The organism is Thalassotalea insulae (assembly GCF_030161395.1).
GTDB classification, from domain to species: domain Bacteria; phylum Pseudomonadota; class Gammaproteobacteria; order Enterobacterales; family Alteromonadaceae; genus Thalassotalea_E; species Thalassotalea_E insulae.
On sequence record NZ_BSST01000001.1, the window covers coordinates 2,974,078 to 2,993,035 of the forward strand.

At 40.3% G+C, this 18,958-nt stretch carries 15 protein-coding genes; 6 read left to right on the plus strand and 9 right to left on the minus strand.

What is annotated here, in order from left to right:
* Positions 1 to 81: 81 nt before the first annotated feature.
* The 8 genes from QQK06_RS13480 to QQK06_RS13515 form a co-directional block, all read right to left on the minus strand.
* Complete coding sequence (locus QQK06_RS13480; protein ID WP_284245248.1) at positions 82 to 1,596, minus strand: Ppx/GppA phosphatase family protein; 1,515 nt, start codon at positions 1,594 to 1,596, stop codon at positions 82 to 84.
* Positions 1,593 to 3,704, minus strand: a complete 2,112-nt coding sequence (gene ppk1 / locus QQK06_RS13485; RefSeq protein ID WP_284245249.1) for a polyphosphate kinase 1 — start codon at positions 3,702 to 3,704, stop codon at positions 1,593 to 1,595. Before ppk1 ends, QQK06_RS13480 begins: the two co-directional genes overlap by 4 nt.
* A gap of 125 nt (positions 3,705 to 3,829) precedes the next feature.
* Positions 3,830 to 4,327: a glycine cleavage system transcriptional repressor gene (locus QQK06_RS13490; RefSeq protein ID WP_284245250.1), complete on the minus strand. Its 498-nt coding sequence runs from the start codon at positions 4,325 to 4,327 to the stop codon at positions 3,830 to 3,832.
* Positions 4,328 to 4,356: 29 nt separating this feature from the next.
* Entirely contained in the window at positions 4,357 to 4,716 is a 360-nt protein-coding gene (locus tag QQK06_RS13495) for a PilZ domain-containing protein (protein WP_284245251.1), read from the minus strand.
* Positions 4,717 to 4,848: 132 nt separating this feature from the next.
* Positions 4,849 to 6,522 carry an energy-dependent translational throttle protein EttA gene (gene ettA, locus QQK06_RS13500; RefSeq protein WP_284245252.1) on the minus strand — a complete coding sequence of 558 codons (1,674 nt, stop codon included), beginning with the start codon at positions 6,520 to 6,522 and terminating at the stop codon, positions 4,849 to 4,851.
* 125 nt (positions 6,523 to 6,647) lie between these two features.
* Entirely contained in the window at positions 6,648 to 8,282 is a 1,635-nt protein-coding gene (locus tag QQK06_RS13505) for a bacteriohemerythrin (RefSeq protein ID WP_284245253.1), read from the minus strand.
* An 11-nt stretch (positions 8,283 to 8,293) separates the two neighbouring features.
* Entirely contained in the window at positions 8,294 to 10,366 is a 2,073-nt protein-coding gene (locus QQK06_RS13510; protein ID WP_284245254.1) for a GGDEF and EAL domain-containing protein, read from the minus strand.
* A gap of 51 nt (positions 10,367 to 10,417) precedes the next feature.
* The gene (locus QQK06_RS13515; RefSeq protein ID WP_284245255.1) at positions 10,418 to 10,822 is read right to left on the minus strand and encodes a CBS domain-containing protein; all 405 of its coding nucleotides are present in this window, start codon (positions 10,820 to 10,822) and stop codon (positions 10,418 to 10,420) included.
* Positions 10,823 to 11,118: 296 nt separating this feature from the next.
* On the opposite strand from QQK06_RS13515, the gene QQK06_RS13520 reads away from it, so the two are divergent.
* The 5 genes from QQK06_RS13520 (at position 11,119) to QQK06_RS13540 (ending at position 16,032) form a co-directional block, all read left to right on the plus strand.
* The gene (locus QQK06_RS13520; protein WP_284245257.1) at positions 11,119 to 11,961 is read left to right on the plus strand and encodes a MipA/OmpV family protein; all 843 of its coding nucleotides are present in this window, start codon (positions 11,119 to 11,121) and stop codon (positions 11,959 to 11,961) included.
* A 13-nt stretch (positions 11,962 to 11,974) separates the two neighbouring features.
* Positions 11,975 to 12,367 carry a DUF3019 domain-containing protein gene (locus tag QQK06_RS13525; protein WP_284245258.1) on the plus strand — a complete coding sequence of 131 codons (393 nt, stop codon included), beginning with the start codon at positions 11,975 to 11,977 and terminating at the stop codon, positions 12,365 to 12,367.
* A 3-nt stretch (positions 12,368 to 12,370) separates the two neighbouring features.
* Complete coding sequence (locus QQK06_RS13530) at positions 12,371 to 13,081, plus strand: response regulator (protein ID WP_284245259.1); 711 nt, start codon at positions 12,371 to 12,373, stop codon at positions 13,079 to 13,081.
* Between the two features lie 10 nt (positions 13,082 to 13,091).
* Positions 13,092 to 14,366, plus strand: coding sequence for a sensor histidine kinase (locus QQK06_RS13535; RefSeq protein WP_284245260.1), 1,275 nt, complete (start codon positions 13,092 to 13,094; stop codon positions 14,364 to 14,366).
* 100 nt (positions 14,367 to 14,466) lie between these two features.
* Positions 14,467 to 16,032: a protein adenylyltransferase SelO gene (locus QQK06_RS13540; protein WP_284245261.1), complete on the plus strand. Its 1,566-nt coding sequence runs from the start codon at positions 14,467 to 14,469 to the stop codon at positions 16,030 to 16,032.
* Positions 16,033 to 16,042: 10 nt separating this feature from the next.
* Here QQK06_RS13540 and QQK06_RS13545 read toward each other — a convergent pair whose 3' ends face one another.
* Positions 16,043 to 16,489: a CBS domain-containing protein gene (locus QQK06_RS13545; RefSeq protein WP_284245262.1), complete on the minus strand. Its 447-nt coding sequence runs from the start codon at positions 16,487 to 16,489 to the stop codon at positions 16,043 to 16,045.
* A 323-nt stretch (positions 16,490 to 16,812) separates the two neighbouring features.
* Here QQK06_RS13545 and QQK06_RS13550 point away from each other — a divergent pair, with 323 nt between their 5' ends.
* Positions 16,813 to 18,942: an ABC transporter permease subunit gene (locus QQK06_RS13550; RefSeq protein ID WP_284246626.1), complete on the plus strand. Its 2,130-nt coding sequence runs from the start codon at positions 16,813 to 16,815 to the stop codon at positions 18,940 to 18,942.
* Positions 18,943 to 18,958 lie beyond the last annotated feature (16 nt).

Consider the following 18,958-nt stretch of genomic DNA (forward strand, 5'->3'; position numbering starts at 1 on the left):
GATAACTATCGTTAAGCTATAATGTTTTTTGGGGTTAGGCAAATATATTAGATAAAACGTTAGTAGGGAGTGGGGAATAACTTAACGCTGGTTGATAAGTAATTGATAACCGCATTTTTTGCAATTTTGCTGTTCATAAAATAGTTCGGTATCGATAATTGGACGTTCCTGTAACCATTGCTTATCTAGTGTTAGGGTCAGGCTTTTTTTATCCGCGATAACTTGCGATAAAAATTGATCATCGTGATGGCGTTGCTGCGTCAGTAAGACGCTTATTCTGACAATCATACACAGTTTCAGCAGTTTATCTTCTGACAGTAAATACCAGATATCGCTTTCGGCTTGAGTGATTTTTTTTCGTTGATTGCCCACCAGCCAAGCGAGTGCTTTTTGTTGCTCCTGATTGAAACCTGCTAAATCTGCTTGTTCCAGAATATATTGTCCGTGTTTATGGTAGCCAGAGGCATTAATATCCATACCAATTTCATGCAGCTGAATCGCCGATTGGAGTAATTCGTGATAGATGGCATCTGTTAGTTGCCACACTTGACTGACTTGGTTAAACATTTTCATTGCTATGCTATTTACGTGGCTAGCATGTAATTTGTCGATGTTAAAACGCTCAATTAAATTACTAATGGTACGCAGCCGAACATTGTTATGCTTAAGGTTTTCCAGTTGTTCAAATAATACTCCTTCACGTAGTGCATATTGACAGTACTCTATTTCTGATATTTCCAGACGTTCCATTAGTGCGATCAAAATGGCAACACCCGAGCAAATGACGGCTTTTCTATTTTCTTTCAGTCCATCAATGACAATGTCGTCACTGTGGTTAAACGTCAGAAGCTGTTGTTTAATGGTTAATAGATCTTGCAAGGTGAATGGTCGTTGAATTTCATGGTGATAATTAACGATTCTGGAAATCGCTTTAATGGTACCTGAAGTGCCGACTACATGTTGCCATTGCTGCTTTTTAAAACGTTTTACTATCGCATCAACTTCATGCTTAGCGCTTAATATCGCCTGTTTAAATGCTTTTTTGCAAATAATGTGATTTGGAAAAAACTGTTTTTGATAGCTGACACATCCCATATTCAAGCTATCTAAGGTTTGGATTTTGTCTTTTTTACCGATAACACATTCGGTACTGCCACCGCCGATATCTAGTACCAACTGTTGAATGTCATTTTGTAAGTAATGCGCCACTCCTTGATAAATAAGACGTGCTTCTTCATGACCCGAAATAACTTCGATATTAAAAGGAAAAACTTTACGGGCGGCTTTAAGAAATGCAGCGCTGTTTTTTGCCTGTCTGAGGGTAAACGTTGCGACAGCACGAAAATTACTGGCCTGAATATGTGTTGTGGTGGTGGCGAGATGCGCTAATGTTGATACACCTCTGCTTAGTGCACTGGCTGAAAGTAAGTTGTTACTATCTAGTCCTTGTGCAAGCTGCACCTGATATTTTTCTCCATGTAGGATTTGCAGGTGATCTCCCACTTGTCGTGCTAACACATAGTGAAAGCTGTTTGAGCCAATATCTAAGGCGGCAAAGTAATCGGTATTAGATGATGGCTTGGCAGTGTTATTCATTGCTTTGACTTGGATAGTTGTTGGTCATTTAACTGCTCGTCCTGTTGCTCCTGCTGAGATAAATAATGATAAATTGCAATTTGTGAGCGTAGTGGTGATTGCTTACTGGCTCTGACATAGCGATTATTTTGGCTTTTATTAATTATCCTTGCTTTAACATTGTCTTGTAAATGTAAGTTAAGAATACCGATGATCCTTTGCTTGAGGGTTTCATCATATATTGGGCAGGCCACTTCCACCCTATGGTCGATATTGCGCTCCATCCAGTCACCTGAGCTGATAAACAGTTGTTGCTCGCCCTGATTGTGAAACAGCATGACTCTAGGGTGCTCAAGGAAGCGATCAATTATCGAGATAATTTTAATGTTGTCACTTTTATCTTTGACCCCAGGGATCAGAGAGCACATACCACGAACGATGATATTGATTTTCACACCGGCACTACTGGCGGCATAAAGTTTACTGATCAAACCAGAATCCACCAGGTTATTGAGCTTTAATATGATTTCCGCTTTTTTATGATCTTGTGCACTTTGTATTTCATTGTCAATTAACTGGTAAAGTCGGCGCCTTGAGGTCAATGGGGAGACGATCAGGTGATTGAAGCGAAAGCGTTTGTAACTGTGTGAAATAAATGAAAAAACGTTATCGACTTCCTGGCAAATTTCTTTATGTTTAGTAAACAGGGCAAAGTCGGTATATACGCGGGCATTCCCTTCATGGAAGTTGCCTGTTCCTAAATGCGCATAGCGAACAAGCTTATCATGCTCTAAACGAGTAACTAGGCAAAGCTTTGAGTGTATTTTTAAGGTTTCAATGCCAAATTCAATTTCAATGCCGGCATCTTTCATTAATTTAGCCCACTCAATATTGGCTTGTTCATCAAAGCGGGCTCTAAGCTCAACCACTACCGTGACTTTTTTACCGTTTTTTACCGCTTCAATTAATGATTGAATAATGCGTGAATGTTTTGCGACACGGTAAATATTAATTTTAATATGACGTACTAACGGGTCATAAGATGCCTGGCGGACAAATTCGGTAAAGTGACGAAATTTATGGTATGGGTAATAAAGTAATATATCTTGGTGCGAGATAGCATCAAACACCGACGGATAGGCGGTAAATCTAGCGCTATCGAGTGCTGGCAATTCGGGGTTTTCCAATTGAGCTTGCCCAAGGTTAGGAAACTTAACAAAATCTTTGAAGTGACGATATCTCACCCCAGCTGCCAGTTCATCTTCGTGTTTTATTTTTAGCGCTTTTTTCAAATAACTGGTCATATACTTTGGCATATTACGATCATGTACCAAACGTACCATGTCAGCTTTTAGTCGTTGCTTTAAACCTTTTGACATTTGTTCTAATAAACTTTCATCCAGATCATCTGGTAAGCTATATTCTGCATCTCGAGTGAGCTTCATTGAATAGGCATCGATTTTGTCAAATGGCACAACGCCATCAAACAACTTGCGGATAAAGTATTGCACAACATCATCTAGCATCACGATATATTTGGTTTTGTCGCCATTGACTGTTGGTAGAACAATAAATCGTTTTGTTTCTTCTCTTGGTATTTCTACTAAGGCGTAATGTACGTCACCCTGATGATGTAAAGCGACTAAAAAGTAGATGCCATCGTCATCAATACAATTAGCTAACTGGGTTTTTGAATGGATAATGATCGGAGTGATATGCCGGATCACTCCGTTATCAAAATATTGCTCCAGCCAGTCTAACTGGCGTTGACTTAAATGTAAGTTGAATTGGCTGTTGTCATTATCATCAAAGATAGTGACGATATTTTCTTTGGCCAATTGCTGAAAAACATCGTCAGCCACTTTTTTAAATTGTTCCGTTAGCATACCGACTTTTACGGAAATTTCCTGGTGCAATGTTTCCCATTTGTCTTTCGGGTTGTCTTGTTCGGCCTCAACCATAGCCCGACGACGAATACCACCCACTCTAACTCGGAAGAATTCATCCAAATTGGATGAGTAAATACCAAGAAATCGGATACGTTCTAATAAAGGCACAGCTTGGTCTGCGGCTTCTTGTAACACCCTTTCGTTAAAAGATAACCAACTGAGTTCTTTATCAAATTTCATATCTACGTCATGTATCATGGTTATACTGGCCTATTTCTAATAAGAATTTATTGAAAAGGGGCAGTATAAAATTTCCGTGTTACACTTTTGTTAAATTCGTCAAAAAACGTTAATAAGTCAAAGAGTTAATGGGAAATGTCTACCATTAAATCATCAGCTAGACTTTCTAGTGCATCCACTAATTTCTCTACGCTATTACCAGCAACGGCGATGGTTGCTTTAGCTTTAAACAATGTTTGTCCGGAATGTGGGGCGCTGTCATGGGAACTGACCAGTTTTAATAAATTTCCGCCTTGGTGATGGATCACTGAAGATATTTCTTGCACTATGCCAGTTCGGTCGTTTGCGGTTAATTCCAGAATAATATTAGCATCTGTCTCTGTTGCTTTAGTGTTAGCTGTCTCAACCAGACATTTAAAATCGGGAATACTTTGTAATTTATCGATTAACTGCTCGCTCTGTTCTGACGCGACGGCTATTTCCATGACCCCGGAAAAATAACCCGATAAATAATGCAGGCTACTAGTTTGCCAGTTACCTTGATGTTGGCTAATGATATTGGCCAGCGTATCAACCAGTCCAGGACGATCTGGACTAATAAAAGAGATGATCAGATGATTCATATGTCGTCCTTATTATAGAGTAAAAGAGGTTAACTACGGGAGAGTTGCGATAACTCCTTATTTAATTGGCTTTCATCACCTAAGTTTAATTCAACTAAGCGACGTAAATGGGTGACGCTGTCGATGTCGATGGCGTTACATTGTAAGCCGATCTCATCTGATTCTATATGGACAACGGCAATATGCATGCAAACTTCTGCCTCTGTACCAGATAAATTAAAGCGTAATAGCCCTAATTTATGCAAAATATTATCGATATTATCGGGTGAACTGATTAAGGCACCATTGAGTGAGATATCATGAATATTTACCGGGTAGCATTGTTCATCGATTTCCAATTGTGCATCAATTGAAAACAATATCCGGGTAAACTGTCGTCTATTTTCCATTTACTTTCGTACAATTGTTGAATAGATATCTTTAGCATAGCCTGATTTAAAAAAAAAGCACCTTAAAAATGAATTAAGGTGCTTTTTATTCTTTAATTACTAGTAACTTATCTAAGTTGTTACGCGAATAGCTTAGCCGATTTTTTTATACTTGATACGGTGTGGTTCTATCGCTGCTGCCCCTAAGGTTTTTTTCAACCATTCTTCGTAATCAGTAAAGTTACCTTCATAGAAGTTCACTTGTCCTTCATCACGGTAATCAAGAATGTGGGTAGCAATACGGTCGAGGAACCAACGGTCATGAGAGATCACCATGGCACAACCTGGGAATTCCAATAACGCTTCTTCTAAGGCACGTAGCGTTTCAACGTCAAGATCATTGGTTGGCTCATCCAGTAGTAATAAGTTGCCGCCAGTTTTAACCAGTTTCGCTAAATGTACTCGGTTTCGTTCCCCTCCGGAAAGATCACCAATGAATTTTTGCTGATCATTACCTTTAAAATTAAAACGAGAACAATAGGCACGGCTTGGAATTTCATAGTTGCCTATGGTTAATATATCGTGGCCTTCGGAAATTTCTTCAAAGACAGTATTTTTATCATTCATGTCATCACGAAACTGATCAACGCTCGCCAGCTGTACGGTGTCGCCAAGTTCTACTGAACCTGAATCTGGCTGCTCAGCACCCGATAGCATTTTAAACAGGGTTGATTTACCTGCGCCGTTAGCACCGATAATGCCGACTATGGCACCTTTAGGAATGCTAAAGCTGAGATCATCAATTAATACGCGTTCGCCAAATGATTTCGTTAGGTTGTTCACTTCTAATACTTTGTCACCAAGGCGTGGTCCTGGTGGAATATAAAGCTCATTAGTTTCGTTACGTTTTTGATGTTCTTGACTATTGAGTTCTTCAAAGCGTGCCATACGAGCTTTGCTTTTGGCCTGACGGCCTTTTGGATTAGATCGAACCCATTCAAGCTCTTGTTTAATGGTTTTTTGTAGGGCGTTTTCACTGCGTTTTTCTTGCTCTAAACGGGCATCTTTTTGTTCAAGCCATGAAGAATAGTTGCCTTCCCATGGGATACCATGGCCTCGGTCTAATTCTAAAATCCAGCCAGCAACATTATCTAAGAAGTAACGGTCATGGGTAATAGCGACAACAGTGCCAGTGTAGTCGTGTAGGAAGCGCTCTAACCAGGCAACGGATTCTGCATCTAAATGGTTAGTCGGTTCGTCCAACAATAACATATCTGGCTTTTGTAATAATAAGCGACATAAGGCGACACGGCGTCGTTCACCACCACTGAGTACCGCGACTTTTTGTTGCCACTCTGGTAGGCGTAACGCATCAGCAGCGCGCTCTAGTACATTATCGATATTATGCCCGTCTTGCGCGTTAATAATGTTTTCCAACTCACCTTGCTCTTTTGCTAAAGCGTCAAAATCAGCGTCTGGTTCAGCATACTCTGCATAAACCTGATCTAAGCGCGTCATAGCATTTTTAACTTCTGAAACCGCTTCTTCGACTACTTCGCGTACAGTTTTACTTTCATCCAGCTGAGGCTCTTGTGGTAAGTAACCGATGTTAGTGCCAGCGAGTGCTTGGGCTTCCCCTTCAAATTCAGTATCGACCCCCGCCATTATTCTCAATAGCGTTGATTTACCTGCACCGTTTAAACCTAAGACACCAATTTTGGCGCCTGGAAAAAAGGATAATGAGATGTCTTTTAATATTGTGCGTTTCGGCGGCACCACTTTGCTGACGCGGTGCATTGAATAGATGAACTTATCTGGCAATGCCATAACGAGACCTTAAATAATAGCAATAAAAAAATATGGCGATATTGTAGGGGTTTATGCTTGACCCGTCTAGCTTATGGTCACTAATCATCCGAGCTTAAAAAGAAATACTCTGGTGCTTGCTAATATCATTGTTCGATTGAAATACTGTTATTATTCAGTAAATCTATATTGCTTTGTTTAATCGCATAGGGTTTATAGTCTAAATCTTCTTTTAAAATATGTTTGGCTAACCAGTTATACAAAAACAAACCTATTTTATGATGGTTAGCCTCATTATATGTTTCCAGTTTATTTGCCATTAATTCAAACTTTTTGGTTAACGCTATATGTTTTTGTTGGTGCTCAATTATCTTTGGATAATTGCAATGAAACATCAATTCTTCTTCTGCTTCAAAGTGTATTTTGATGTATTGCGCTAATTTGCTAAACAAGGCTTTCACCGCTTCTTGATTGCTATTGTTAAAAAAATCATTAATCAGCGAAAACAGCTTTTTATGCTGCATATCAATCAGCTCATTGCCAACAGAATAAGCGGGGATCCATTCTATCTGTGCATGGTTATGATTGTGATTATGGCTGATGATTTCGTTTTGGCTTTTACTCGCTTGTATAACCGTATTGAGGATATTCTTTTTAGTGGATGGTTTGACGATATAGCCACTTAGTCCTAATGGTATCCACTGGTTGATTAAACGTTTGTTTTGATGTTGGCTAAAGGCAACAATGGGAACTTTTTCTCCTTGCTGACGCAGGCGTTTGGTCACTTCAATGCCATCTATATTGGGTAAATCGTAGGACAGTAAAATAACATCAGGCTGAAATACTTTATATAGCATTAATGCGTCTGTACCGTTGTGTGCTACAACAAAATCAAAATGGGTATCTTCAAAAATTTCAATCAGTAATTTAGTAAATAATTCTGAATGTTCGGCGATCAGTAATTTATATTGCTTGGGGGGCTGAGTAAGTAAAGTATCATCTTGTTGCTTGAGTAAAGAGGTCAAGTTTATTCCTGCACTGGAGCAAGGTCGTTGGCCATTATTGTTGGATGAGGTAAGTTTGTCATTTATGGTGCTATGTAATGCTTTGACATCAAGCATTTGAGTTAATATTTGTTGAATTTGTGTCGAAAGGTTCTGATTAAGTTCGCTAAAGGTCATTTTTACCATGTGTTGCAATACTTCGTTCGATTCGTCTGTAACACACTGCTCAAGTGTTGCCTTTATAATTTCCTGCTGACAAGCCGATAGCTGATGCTCAACGTTGCTTTTTAGTTTTACTCCATAAGATATACAGTTCGCAAGTTCATTGCCACTGGCCGCAAGCAGCTCGTTAACATGACTATCGCCGTGGGGATGCCGAATTTTTAATCTCTGCTGAATTAATAGTTTCAGTCGATAAGGCTCAATTAACGGATTGATAATGACATAATCATCAAACAAACCTTGTTGGCAGGCTAAATAGGCCTTGGCTGCATTTTTATTATTGACAAGTAAAACACTGGAATGACTACAGAGTTTATCTTCATATTTCTCTAATAGTTCAATGTAAAATTTAATTGTGCTGATGGTGTTATTGGACGAAAGTAAGATCAGTTTGGGAGCTAAGTGGAGTATGTCGCTGAAGCGATTATGATCAAAGATTAGGGTTTTAAAATTGATGCTTAATTCTTGTAATTGCAGGATAACGTGTTTAACGCTTTCTTTATCTTGATAGATGATTAAAACGTCAATATGGTGGTTCGAATTAATTGATTTCATACCTTGTTTATCTAGTTGGTCGTTATTGCTGTTACTTTTGCTTTTATTGGGTCAATGACTGGCGACAAAGAGAAGTTGATGAGCCATTGTTCAAATGCTTTAGCGGGCATGGGCTTGCCATATAAATACCCTTGATGATTATGGCAGCCGAGTTGTTGTAGTAAATTTGCCTGTTGTTGGTGTTCAACACCCTCAGCAATGATGTCGATATTAAAAGAGCGGCTTAATAAACATAGGGCATTAACTATTGATAAGTCTTTATCTGAGGAAGTGATATGGTCGATAAAACTCTTATCGATCTTTAGGTTATCTATCGGCAGTTGTTTTAATCTAGCCAGTGATGAGTAGCCAGTGCCAAAGTCATCTATTGCTATTTTTGCGCCTAAATTACGTATCTCTTCCAGTATCGAAATATGGAAATTATCTTCTTTGGCAAAAATAGATTCAGTCACTTCTATTTCGATGCAATGTGCAGGAACCGCTGCTTCTGCCAAGGTTTTCCTTAACAGACCAACCAAGTTATCGCGATCAAATTGTCTTGGTGAAACATTGATTGCCATCATGCCAGTAAAAATATCATTAATTTGCCATTGTCTGAGTTGATGACAGGCGGTAGTGAGGACAAACTCTCCTAGCTCTTTGATCAGGCCATTACGCTCTGCAATAGGAATAAATAACTCGGGAGAAACAAAACCATGTTGTGGGTGTTGCCAGCGTAGTAAGCATTCTACGCCGTAAACCTCTCGCGTTTTGGCGTTAATTTGTGGCTGGTACCAGACTTCGAATTCCTTATTATCAATTGATTGATGAATAATATTTTCTAACTCAATTTTATGGAGAATATTTTGTTTTTGCTTGGGATCAAAAATACAGAAATTGTTTCCACCAATGCGTTTAACTTGATACATGGCAATATCTGCAAATGAAATGAGTTCTCTGATATCGCTTGAGTCTGTTGGATATTTGCTGATACCGATACTGAAGGAAATAAAGAATTCACCATATTTAGTTTCAATTGGGGCATCGAATTTGGCTAGTATTTGTGCCGCAATACGCTCTAAGTGTTGAATTGCCTCGTTACCTTCAATAACAATAATAAATTCGTCTCCGCCACTGCGCGCAATGGTATCAGTATTCCTTAACGCACCTTTGAGAGTATCGGCAACCGCTTTTAACACTTCGTCACCAACATTATGTCCTAAGGTATCATTGATCGTTTTAAAGCGGTCGAGATCGCAAAATAATACTGCAAAGGTCGAGTCGATTACCGTATCATGTTGCTCTAGTTTGGCTAGGCGCTCAAATAAAAGCCTGCGATTAGGGAGTTTAGTTAACGGGTCATGGTACGCTTGAAATTGTTGGATGTTTTCTGATCTTTTTATCGAGGAGATATCGGAAAATTGGGCAATAAAGTAGCTGATTTCATCGTTTGCATCTCTGATACTACTAATGTTTAACCATTCTGGGTAGATTTCACCGTTTTTTCGTTTGTTCCAAATTTCCCCCGACCAGACTCCTTTCGTGTTTAGTTCGTGCCAAAACTCTTGATAGAAACTATTATTATGGCGACCTGATTTTAAAATCGCCAATGTTTGGCCGCTCACGTCAGTGGTATTGTAACCAGTAATATGGGTGAACTGCGTATTGGTTAAAATAATTTCTCCACGGTTATCTGTTACAACGATTGCTTCTGTTGAGTTATTAAAAATATTCTCTATGATGCTGTTTTTTGCTGGCCTGCTTGGTTCGTGAGTAACTTTTTGACAATTGAGCAAGATGTTGTCGTGCACGTTTTGCTGATATAAGACATTAAGGTTAACTTTGATTTTTGAGCCGTTTTTATGTTGTAACTGGGTGGTTAACTGATTGCCGATTGGTGCATTTGCAGTATCTGTGCTTGGAAGGCAAAAATGCTTGTCGAGATCTTGAATGGATAAGTCGAGTAATTCCTGCTCACTATAACCTGTCATTTTGATAAAACTGGCATTTACCTGAAGGAATTTTCCCTTGGGCGTTAATACACATAAACCTTCTGAACAGATATCGGTTAATCGTTTATGCTGTCGAAAATAGTCAGATTGCAAAATTTTGGCTCCATTGGCGGATCATCCATAATAATTAAGCATTAATTCGCGTTAATCATTAACATAATACCTTAACAAATCTATCGATGAGACAACGCCTGTGACGTTATTGTTTTCGAAAACGATTAAATGATGCACTTTATGAGCGATCAGCAGTTGTGCTGCTTCGTTAATCGTTGTGTCTATATCAACGGTTATTACCGAGTGTGAACATATCTCCCAGATATGCTCCAATTTAGCGTTTCCTTTATAATGATGAAACTTAACAAAGTCACGGTCACTAACAACACCGAAGCACTTGTTGTCGATATCCATCACAGGTAAGAAAGAAAGCTGATGCTCAGTTATAAACTTTTCTACATCGGAAATACTGTCATCAACGCTAACGGTGATAACGTTTTTATTCATAATCTCGGCAATGGATTGCTGGGCGATGTTGATGAGGTCTTTATTCATGATCATCCTTAATAACTTCGATAAAGTGAACACTGAGCAAAATATTTTGCTAGTGCTTTGATATTTTAAGCATAGTTGTATTAAGGTGGTTTGCCAATGGAGTGGATATTTTTCATAGATTTAGTGCTAGGTTTGGCGAGTCGTTAGCTAAGCTATTGTGTTTTTGCTAAACTTCGCGGCCGATAATAACAATACAACAGATACAAAGTGATACATTTAGATAATTCGTGGTACAGCCTGGCCGTGATTCAAGCGTTATTCTTGTCAGCGAAAAATACATGGAATGGAGAATCACCTTGAAACAACAGATAACGTATGGTGCGCTTGGCTGCTACTTACTGGCAAGTTTAGCCCCGGTATTCGCGAATGAAGTACCAGCTGAAGAGAACGAATGGCTCAGTGGCTATTTAAAAGTCGGTTACGGCTATAAATCGGAAACCTCACCTTATCATAACAAGGATACTGGCGGCTCATTATTTATCAGCGGTCGTTATCAGCTAAAACCTGGCTTTTTTATTGAAGTATCACACGGTGCTAACGAACTGAATCAGGGCACTAATTTTGGCTTTAACTTTTGGAATAGCCAGCACTGGAGCTTTGATTTATTAACCGTACGTGGTCATGGTGAAAATGTCTATGAATTCGGTGGTAAAAATATTCCCCATATCAGGGAAGTGAAAAAATCGACCAACATGCTGGGCTTAAGAGCGGTAGGTGGATTTGATCGTACGACGTTTCAGGCAACGGTAGCCCCATACTCATTCAGTGATGAATATGACGGCGCGCTATATGCCTCAGTGTGGGGCTCACAATCCTGGCTGATTAAAAACTGGGAAGTCTATGCGTCGGTTGGGGTCGAATATCGTTCGAGAGATATGATGGATTATTATTATTCGACCTCTGATGCGATTGAAAGCATCGGTTTTAAACATTATCAGGCAGACAGCGGTATTAATCTTATTACTCAGGTTGGCACCAGTTATCCTATATCGGAAAATGTTCTGTTTGAAGCTTATGCCAGATATACCGATTTACCTGATAGCATAACCGATAACCCAGTGATGCAACTTGCAGCAAATCGAGATGATCGTGCTCAGGGCATTACTGAGTTTGGTGTGCTTGTTAGCTATGTTTTTTAATAGGAGAATTAAGATGTCTGCTATTAAAAATCTAGTAGTATTAAGTTTGATTATCCTGATTCAGCTGTCAAGTGTTTGCTATGCCCAGGATAATGTAATTGAACTTCAGCCGAATCAATGTATTGCTGTGCATCAGGGAGAAAAATGTTATGTCGATATTTCTTTGAATTGGCAAACTCAGCAAAGTGGCAATTATTGTTTGTTTTCCAGTCAACAGCAAGCACCGTTATTGTGCTGGCAAAACAGCTTGTCAGGTCACTTTGAACAGGAAACGATCGCTAATGAAAATGTGATCTTTTATTTAAAAGCGCAACATGGCTCAGAAATTTTGGCACAAAAAGAGCTGAAAATGGCCTGGGTTTATAAAAAGAGTGTTCGCGCTCGTACTTCTTGGAGATTATTTTAATCGATGAATAGCCCTAGTTTATCGCCTTATCTGCTGATTGTTGAAGATGATCAGGACCTGGCCGAGTGGATGCAAAGTTATTTGCAGAAAAAGGGCTTTGAGGTTGAAATCACAGGATGTGGATTAGCGGCGGTTAACTTGATCCAAACAACCAACCCGGACTTAGTGATCCTCGATGGCATGTTACCTAACCTAGATGGTATTGAGGTTTGCCGTCAGGTTCGTCCAACCTTTACGAATACCATTATTATGGTGACAGCGCGTGATGAAGAAATTGATGAAGTGCTTGGGCTGGAAATGGGCGCGGATGATTACCTTACTAAACCGGTACGGGCCAGAGCGTTATTAGCGCGGATCAATAAACATTTGGCAAAGCAGCAACACCAGACGCAAGAGAATTCGCCACAGCGTTTGCACTTTAATCAGCTAGTGATAGATCATTCCGCAAGAACTGTGAGTTTGGCCGGTGAGTTAGTAAAAATATCAAGCCATGAATTTGATTTGTTATGGATACTGGCCACTCAGGCAGGTGAGGTGGTTTCTCGTCAGGCGTTAGTGAATGAACTTAGAGGCTTTGATTATGACGGTTTTGACCGCTCGATCGATTTAAAAGTCTCGCGTTTACGTAAAAAGCTCGGTGACAGTTCGAACGATCCGTACCGCATTAAGACGGTGTGGGGTAAAGGTTATTTGTTTATAAAAGAGGCTTGGTAACTTGCGCTTTTTGACATATTCGCTAATCCTGGTGGTGTTTGCTTCAACCATAGGCCTTGGCTGGTTGGTCGATACCTTGTATCAGCATAACGCCGAGCCTGAACAGGATGTCAGCAAAGTGAGGTTGTTTGAGCAGTTTGGTGACAATCTTGCACAAACTTTGGCTCAGTTAGCAAACAAACAGGCATTTATTCATCAGTGGACGGGAAATCATGATTATCAGTTGTCGCTTAAAGCGCTAGATAAACTGGTGATGCCACCATTGTTAGTTGAACAGTTTCGTCAGCAGCAACACTTGTTGTTAACTACTGATAGCCAGCTTTCATATTATGCGCTATTACCAGATGATAAGGTGCTAGTGCTTAAGGCTCCATTGAGGCTGTTTGAGTCTCAAGGTAATGCGACTGATATTTTTTATACTTTGTTGTTTTATGGACTATTATTGAGCTTTTTTCTGATATGGGCATATCCATTATTGCGGCAACTATCACGGTTAAAACGAGCAGCGCAGTCGTTTGGTGATGGAGAATTAACGCAACGTATCGTCCCGAGTAAAATTTCATATATTAGTGCAATAGAACAAGAGTTTAACCACATGGCACAGCGTATTGCCGATTTGATCGCCGATGTTAAATTGCTTAGCAGTGCTGTCTCGCATGATTTAAGAACGCCATTGGCGCGTATTCAGTTTGGTCTTGATACCTTAGCAGAGGAAGATGATCCTCAGTTGATAAAGGAGTATCAGGAAAAAATCAGTGACAATGTTGAACAAATGACTGCGTTAGTGGAAACGCTGCTTAATTATGCGCGCCTTGAACAGACAATGTTAACCATTGAGCGTGAACCGCTTGCGTTGTTGGCATTGCTAAAAAAACTAGCGCAGCAATATAGCACAGAGCAAGTGAACATCATGATAAAAGCAACTCGCTATCAGCCTGAGTTGACAGTGTTGGGGGATAGTCAATACTTATCCATGTTGTTTAGTAACTTGATAAAGAATGCCATTAATTATGGCCAGGGACAGGTGATTATTGAATTAAGTCATCAACAGGGACAGGTGATAATAATGGTACATGATAATGGTAACGGTGTACCAAAACAGCAGCAGCTTGATATTTTTAAACCTTTTGTTCGTGGCAACCATGCGGCTAATTCCGGTTATGGCATAGGGCTAGCCTTTGCTAAACGGGTTGTACAATGGCATCACGGTGAGCTGAGTGTCGGCGATTCTAATATTTTATCTGGTGCGGCCTTTAGGGTGATATTGCCCATTAACCGTGGTTAATAAAAAAATTATTGCGACTGAGTACCCTAGGGCACTGCTTTCTTCATTATACGTGATCGGTTAATATAACCAGTACTGTGAAGCCAGATATGGTGCTATTTTGCCGCGCTCAATTCCCGATTTTAATAACGTCTTTATTCAACAATTACCCGCTGATAATGAACAGGCGAATTATTGCCGCCAAGTGATGTCGGCAGCATATTCCTTCGTTAGTCCCAAGCAAACAGCAGAGCCGCAATTAATTGCGACGACATCCTCTCTGGTCGAAGCGCTCGGGCTTAAGCAATTAACAGAATCAGAGTTTGCTACTGTTTTTACTGGTAACGAGTTGTTAGCAGGCATGCAGCCTTATGCCATGTGCTATGGCGGTCACCAATTTGGTCATTGGGCCGGGCAATTAGGCGATGGCCGGGCGATTAATCTCGGACAAGTAGCAAGCAAAACTCTGGGGTTGCAAACCTTGCAGTTAAAAGGCGCAGGACCAACGCCTTATTCTCGCCAAGCCGATGGCTTTGCAGTGCTGCGCTCGTCGATAAGAGAATTTTTATGCTCTGAAGCCATGTACCATTTAGGTATTCCTACCACTCGGGCATTAAGTTTATGTTTGACGGGTGACAAGGTGGTGCGGGACATGTTTTATGATGGTCATCCAAAAGAGGAATTCGGCGCAGTTGTTTGCCGGGTCTCAGCATCGTTTTTACGTTTTGGTAGTTTTCAGTTACCGGCGCAGCGCGGTGATGTGGGGTTGTTACGCCAATTGGTGAATTTTTCTATTGCACAGGATTTTCCTCAACTTGGGCCTCCGTCAAAAGAGACGTATCTTAAGTGGTTTGATGAAATTTGTCAGCGTACCTGTCAGTTAGTGATTCATTGGATGCGGGTTGGTTTTGTTCATGGGGTACTAAATACCGATAATATGTCGATTATTGGTGAAACCATAGATTATGGCCCATATGGCTGGATAGATAATTTTGATTTATCTTGGACGCCGAATACCACCGATGCACAAGGTAAACGCTATTGTTTTGGCGCTCAGCCAGAGATAGCGCAGTGGAATTTATTTCAATTGGCCAATGCTATTTATCCACTGATTGATGAAGCTGAACCGTTGAATCAACTACTTAGTAACTTCGCAGAAATTTATCAAAGCCAGTGGCGTGATATGATGAAAGATAAGTTAGGTTTTGAGCAATTACGAGAGCCAGACGGCGAATTATTTGTCCGCTTAGAACAGCTGTTAACGACGGGCAATATCGATATGACGATTTTTTATCGTTTACTCGCTGGTTATAACGATGAAGTGATTGATAACAAGGTGCACTTTAATTCCTGTTTTTATCAAATACAGCAAAACACTGAAGGTTTTTGGCGAAGTTTTGATAGCTGGCTGGCAGATTATTGTCAGCGCCTTAAACAAAATGTCAGTGATGATAATGACCGGGCGAAAAAAATGAATCAGGTTAACCCTAAATTTGTCTTGCGCAATTATTTAGCGCAACAGGCAATCGATAAAGCTGAGCTTGGGGATTATAGCATGATCAAGCAACTACAAATTGTGCTGGCTAGCCCCTATCAGGAGCATAGCGAATTTGAACATTTTGCTGCTAAACGACCAGACTGGGCTAAAAATAAAGCGGGCTGTTCAATGTTATCTTGTAGTTCTTAATCGCCAATGTTTAACTTGTGACTGGTTTATTTGGTTGTGCCAGCTTATGACGATACTGAACCGCGATAATTTTTATCACATCACGCCAGGTAAGAATACCGAGTGGACGAAAGTTATCATCAACAATAGGTAAGCAGGAAATATGGTTATCATAAAATAACAACACGGCTTCGTTAATGGTGATTCCCGTTCCGGCAGTTACTAATTCCCGGCTCATTACTAAATGTAGTTTTTTTTTCGTTAATGACGTGTCTTTTGGGGTTTCTTTACTGGTGCCGATTGTTGGACTGAGGTTTTTAAATAAGTCTCTATCGGTAAGGAGCCCAGCAAGTTCTTTACCGTTGAGAATCAGAATATGATGAATTTGATGTTGTTCAAACACTTGTTTTGCCCGAGCTAGGTCGTCGTCAATGTCAAGCGTTACTAAGGTTTTAGTCATTAAATGTTCAATGCTCATAATGCTGCTTATCCTTTTGATATTACAGAACAACCGTCTTACGCTAACATAAACGGATTTTTATTAATAAACAACTTTTTTACCGAGCTGGGATGGCAGATATACTTAATATCACTTGATGTTGTGGTTAAATCTGCTCTGTCACAAAAATGTCACATAACTGTCTTATAATTGCCAAAGTTAGAATAATTCTAGAACTAAAGGTGTTGTAAGTGACGATTGCACTTAAATCAACTGGCATTCGCCAGGTGAAAAATTCATTAGCACGATGGCTAATTACACTCGGTGGGATCAGTGTGTTATTTACCCTAGTGCTAATTTTTATGTATCTACTCTATGTCATCAAACCGATATTTGAGGCAGCGACTGTTGATAAAGTGACTGAATTTAATCTCAGTCATAATGATGCGGTGCTGAGTGTTGGCCTAGATGAACTGCAAGAGCTTGCATATACCATCAAGCAAGATGGTCATATTAACTATTTTTCACTACAAACCGGTGCTGCAGATGTGGTACCTGGCAAGCAGTTATTTAGCAAGGTGTTGTCAGAGCAGCCGTTAGCCAAGGTTATTGATGTAGATAATGAGCGTAAACTGATTGTTGACCAGCAGGGTAATGTTCAGCTGATCAGTGCCCAATTCCAAGCTATTTATCAATTGGATCAACGAGAGATAGTTCCTAACATTCAGTATCCGTTAGGTGAAGACTATTTGCCGGTTGATGAACAAGCACAAGCTTTGCAACATTTGGCATTCGCGATGAACGATGAATTGGCAGTGTTCGTTGGCTTTACTCAAGATGGTCGCTTAATTAAAACCAGTTTCATTGCCGAAGATGATTTTAATTATGATCCTGCTTATGAAGCCATCTATCAACAAATAGATACACCTTACGATCAGGTTGACGATGTTCTGGTAACCCCAGATCTGGCAATGGCATTTGTTCGTAGTGCTGATCAAGTGTTTGTTTATGATCTAACGGATGAATATGACGTTGAATTAAAAGCGACGATTATTCCTCAGCTAGCGCAAAGTAGTGCCCAACCTAAGCATTTAACCGCGATGGCGTTACTTTCAGGCGGCAGCTCAGTATTACTGGGTGATAGTCGCGGTATGGTGAGCCAGTGGTTTGAAGTGTCAACCGATAGTGGTCGAGAGTTTAAGCAAGTTCGTACTTTTACGGCCAGTCGTTATGAAGCGATCAGTCAGATTATCACGGAGCAATACCGTAAGAGTTTTTATAGCGTAACGGCTACCGGACAAATGGGGGCCTTCTATACCACCAGTGAAGCGGAGTTATGGCGCGGGACGTTAACCGACAGTTTACCTACGGCTATGGTGATTGCACCACGAGCTGATGGTTTATTACTGCTTAATAATAATAAAGTTGAGCTTTATGCGGTTGAAAATGAACATCCGGAGGTCACCTGGCAAGCGTTATGGCAGGAAGTCTGGTATGAAGGGTACCCAGAGCCGGAATATATCTGGCAATCAACCTCAGGTTCAGATGATTTTGAAGCGAAATTCTCATTAGTACCAATCTCTTTTGGTACGGTTAAAGCAGCGCTTTATGCGATGTTATTTGCGGTGCCTATTGCTTTAACGGCGGCAATTTATACTGCATATTTTATGACCCCAGCATTACGGAAAAAAGTTAAGCCGACGATAGAGATCATGGAAGCTTTACCGACGGTGATTTTGGGCTTTTTAGCAGGGCTATGGCTAGCGCCTATTGTTGAGAATAACCTGCCAGCGATCGCATTATTACTGATCCTATTGCCTTTGGCTGTGTTCCTAACGGCATTTGGCTGGCACAAACTACCGAAAAACATCAAAGACAAGCTGCCTGAAAGCTGGGCGCCGATATTACTGATCCCAGTGTTAATCTTGGCGGCGATAATTGCATTTTCACTGTCACCATTAATGGAACTCTATTTATTTGGTGGTGATGTTCGTCAGTTTATTACCAATGACTTAGGTATTAGCTTTGACCAGCGTAATGCGCTTGTCGTTGGTATTGCTATGGGGTTTGCCGTTATTCCAACGATTTTCTCTATGGCGGAAGATGCAATTTTTAGTGTGCCTAAGCATTTAACCAGTGGTTCTTTAGCATTAGGGGCAACGCAATGGCAAACCTTAGTTAAAGTGGTGTTATTAACCGCAAGTCCAGGGATTTTCTCTGCCATTATGATGGGGCTTGGCCGTGCGGTTGGGGAAACCATGATAGTGTTAATGGCGACTGGTAATACCCCAATTGTCGACTGGAGTATCTTCCAAGGAATGAGAACGTTAGCGGCTAATATTGCCGTAGAAATGCCGGAATCAGAAGTAGGAAGCTCGCATTATCGTATCTTATTTTTAGCTGCCTTTGTCTTGTTTGTTTTTACTTTTATTTTTAACACGTTAGCTGAGTTTGTTCGTCAACGCTTACGTGAAAAATACAGTTCGTTATAGTGTGGGAGTACTGAAA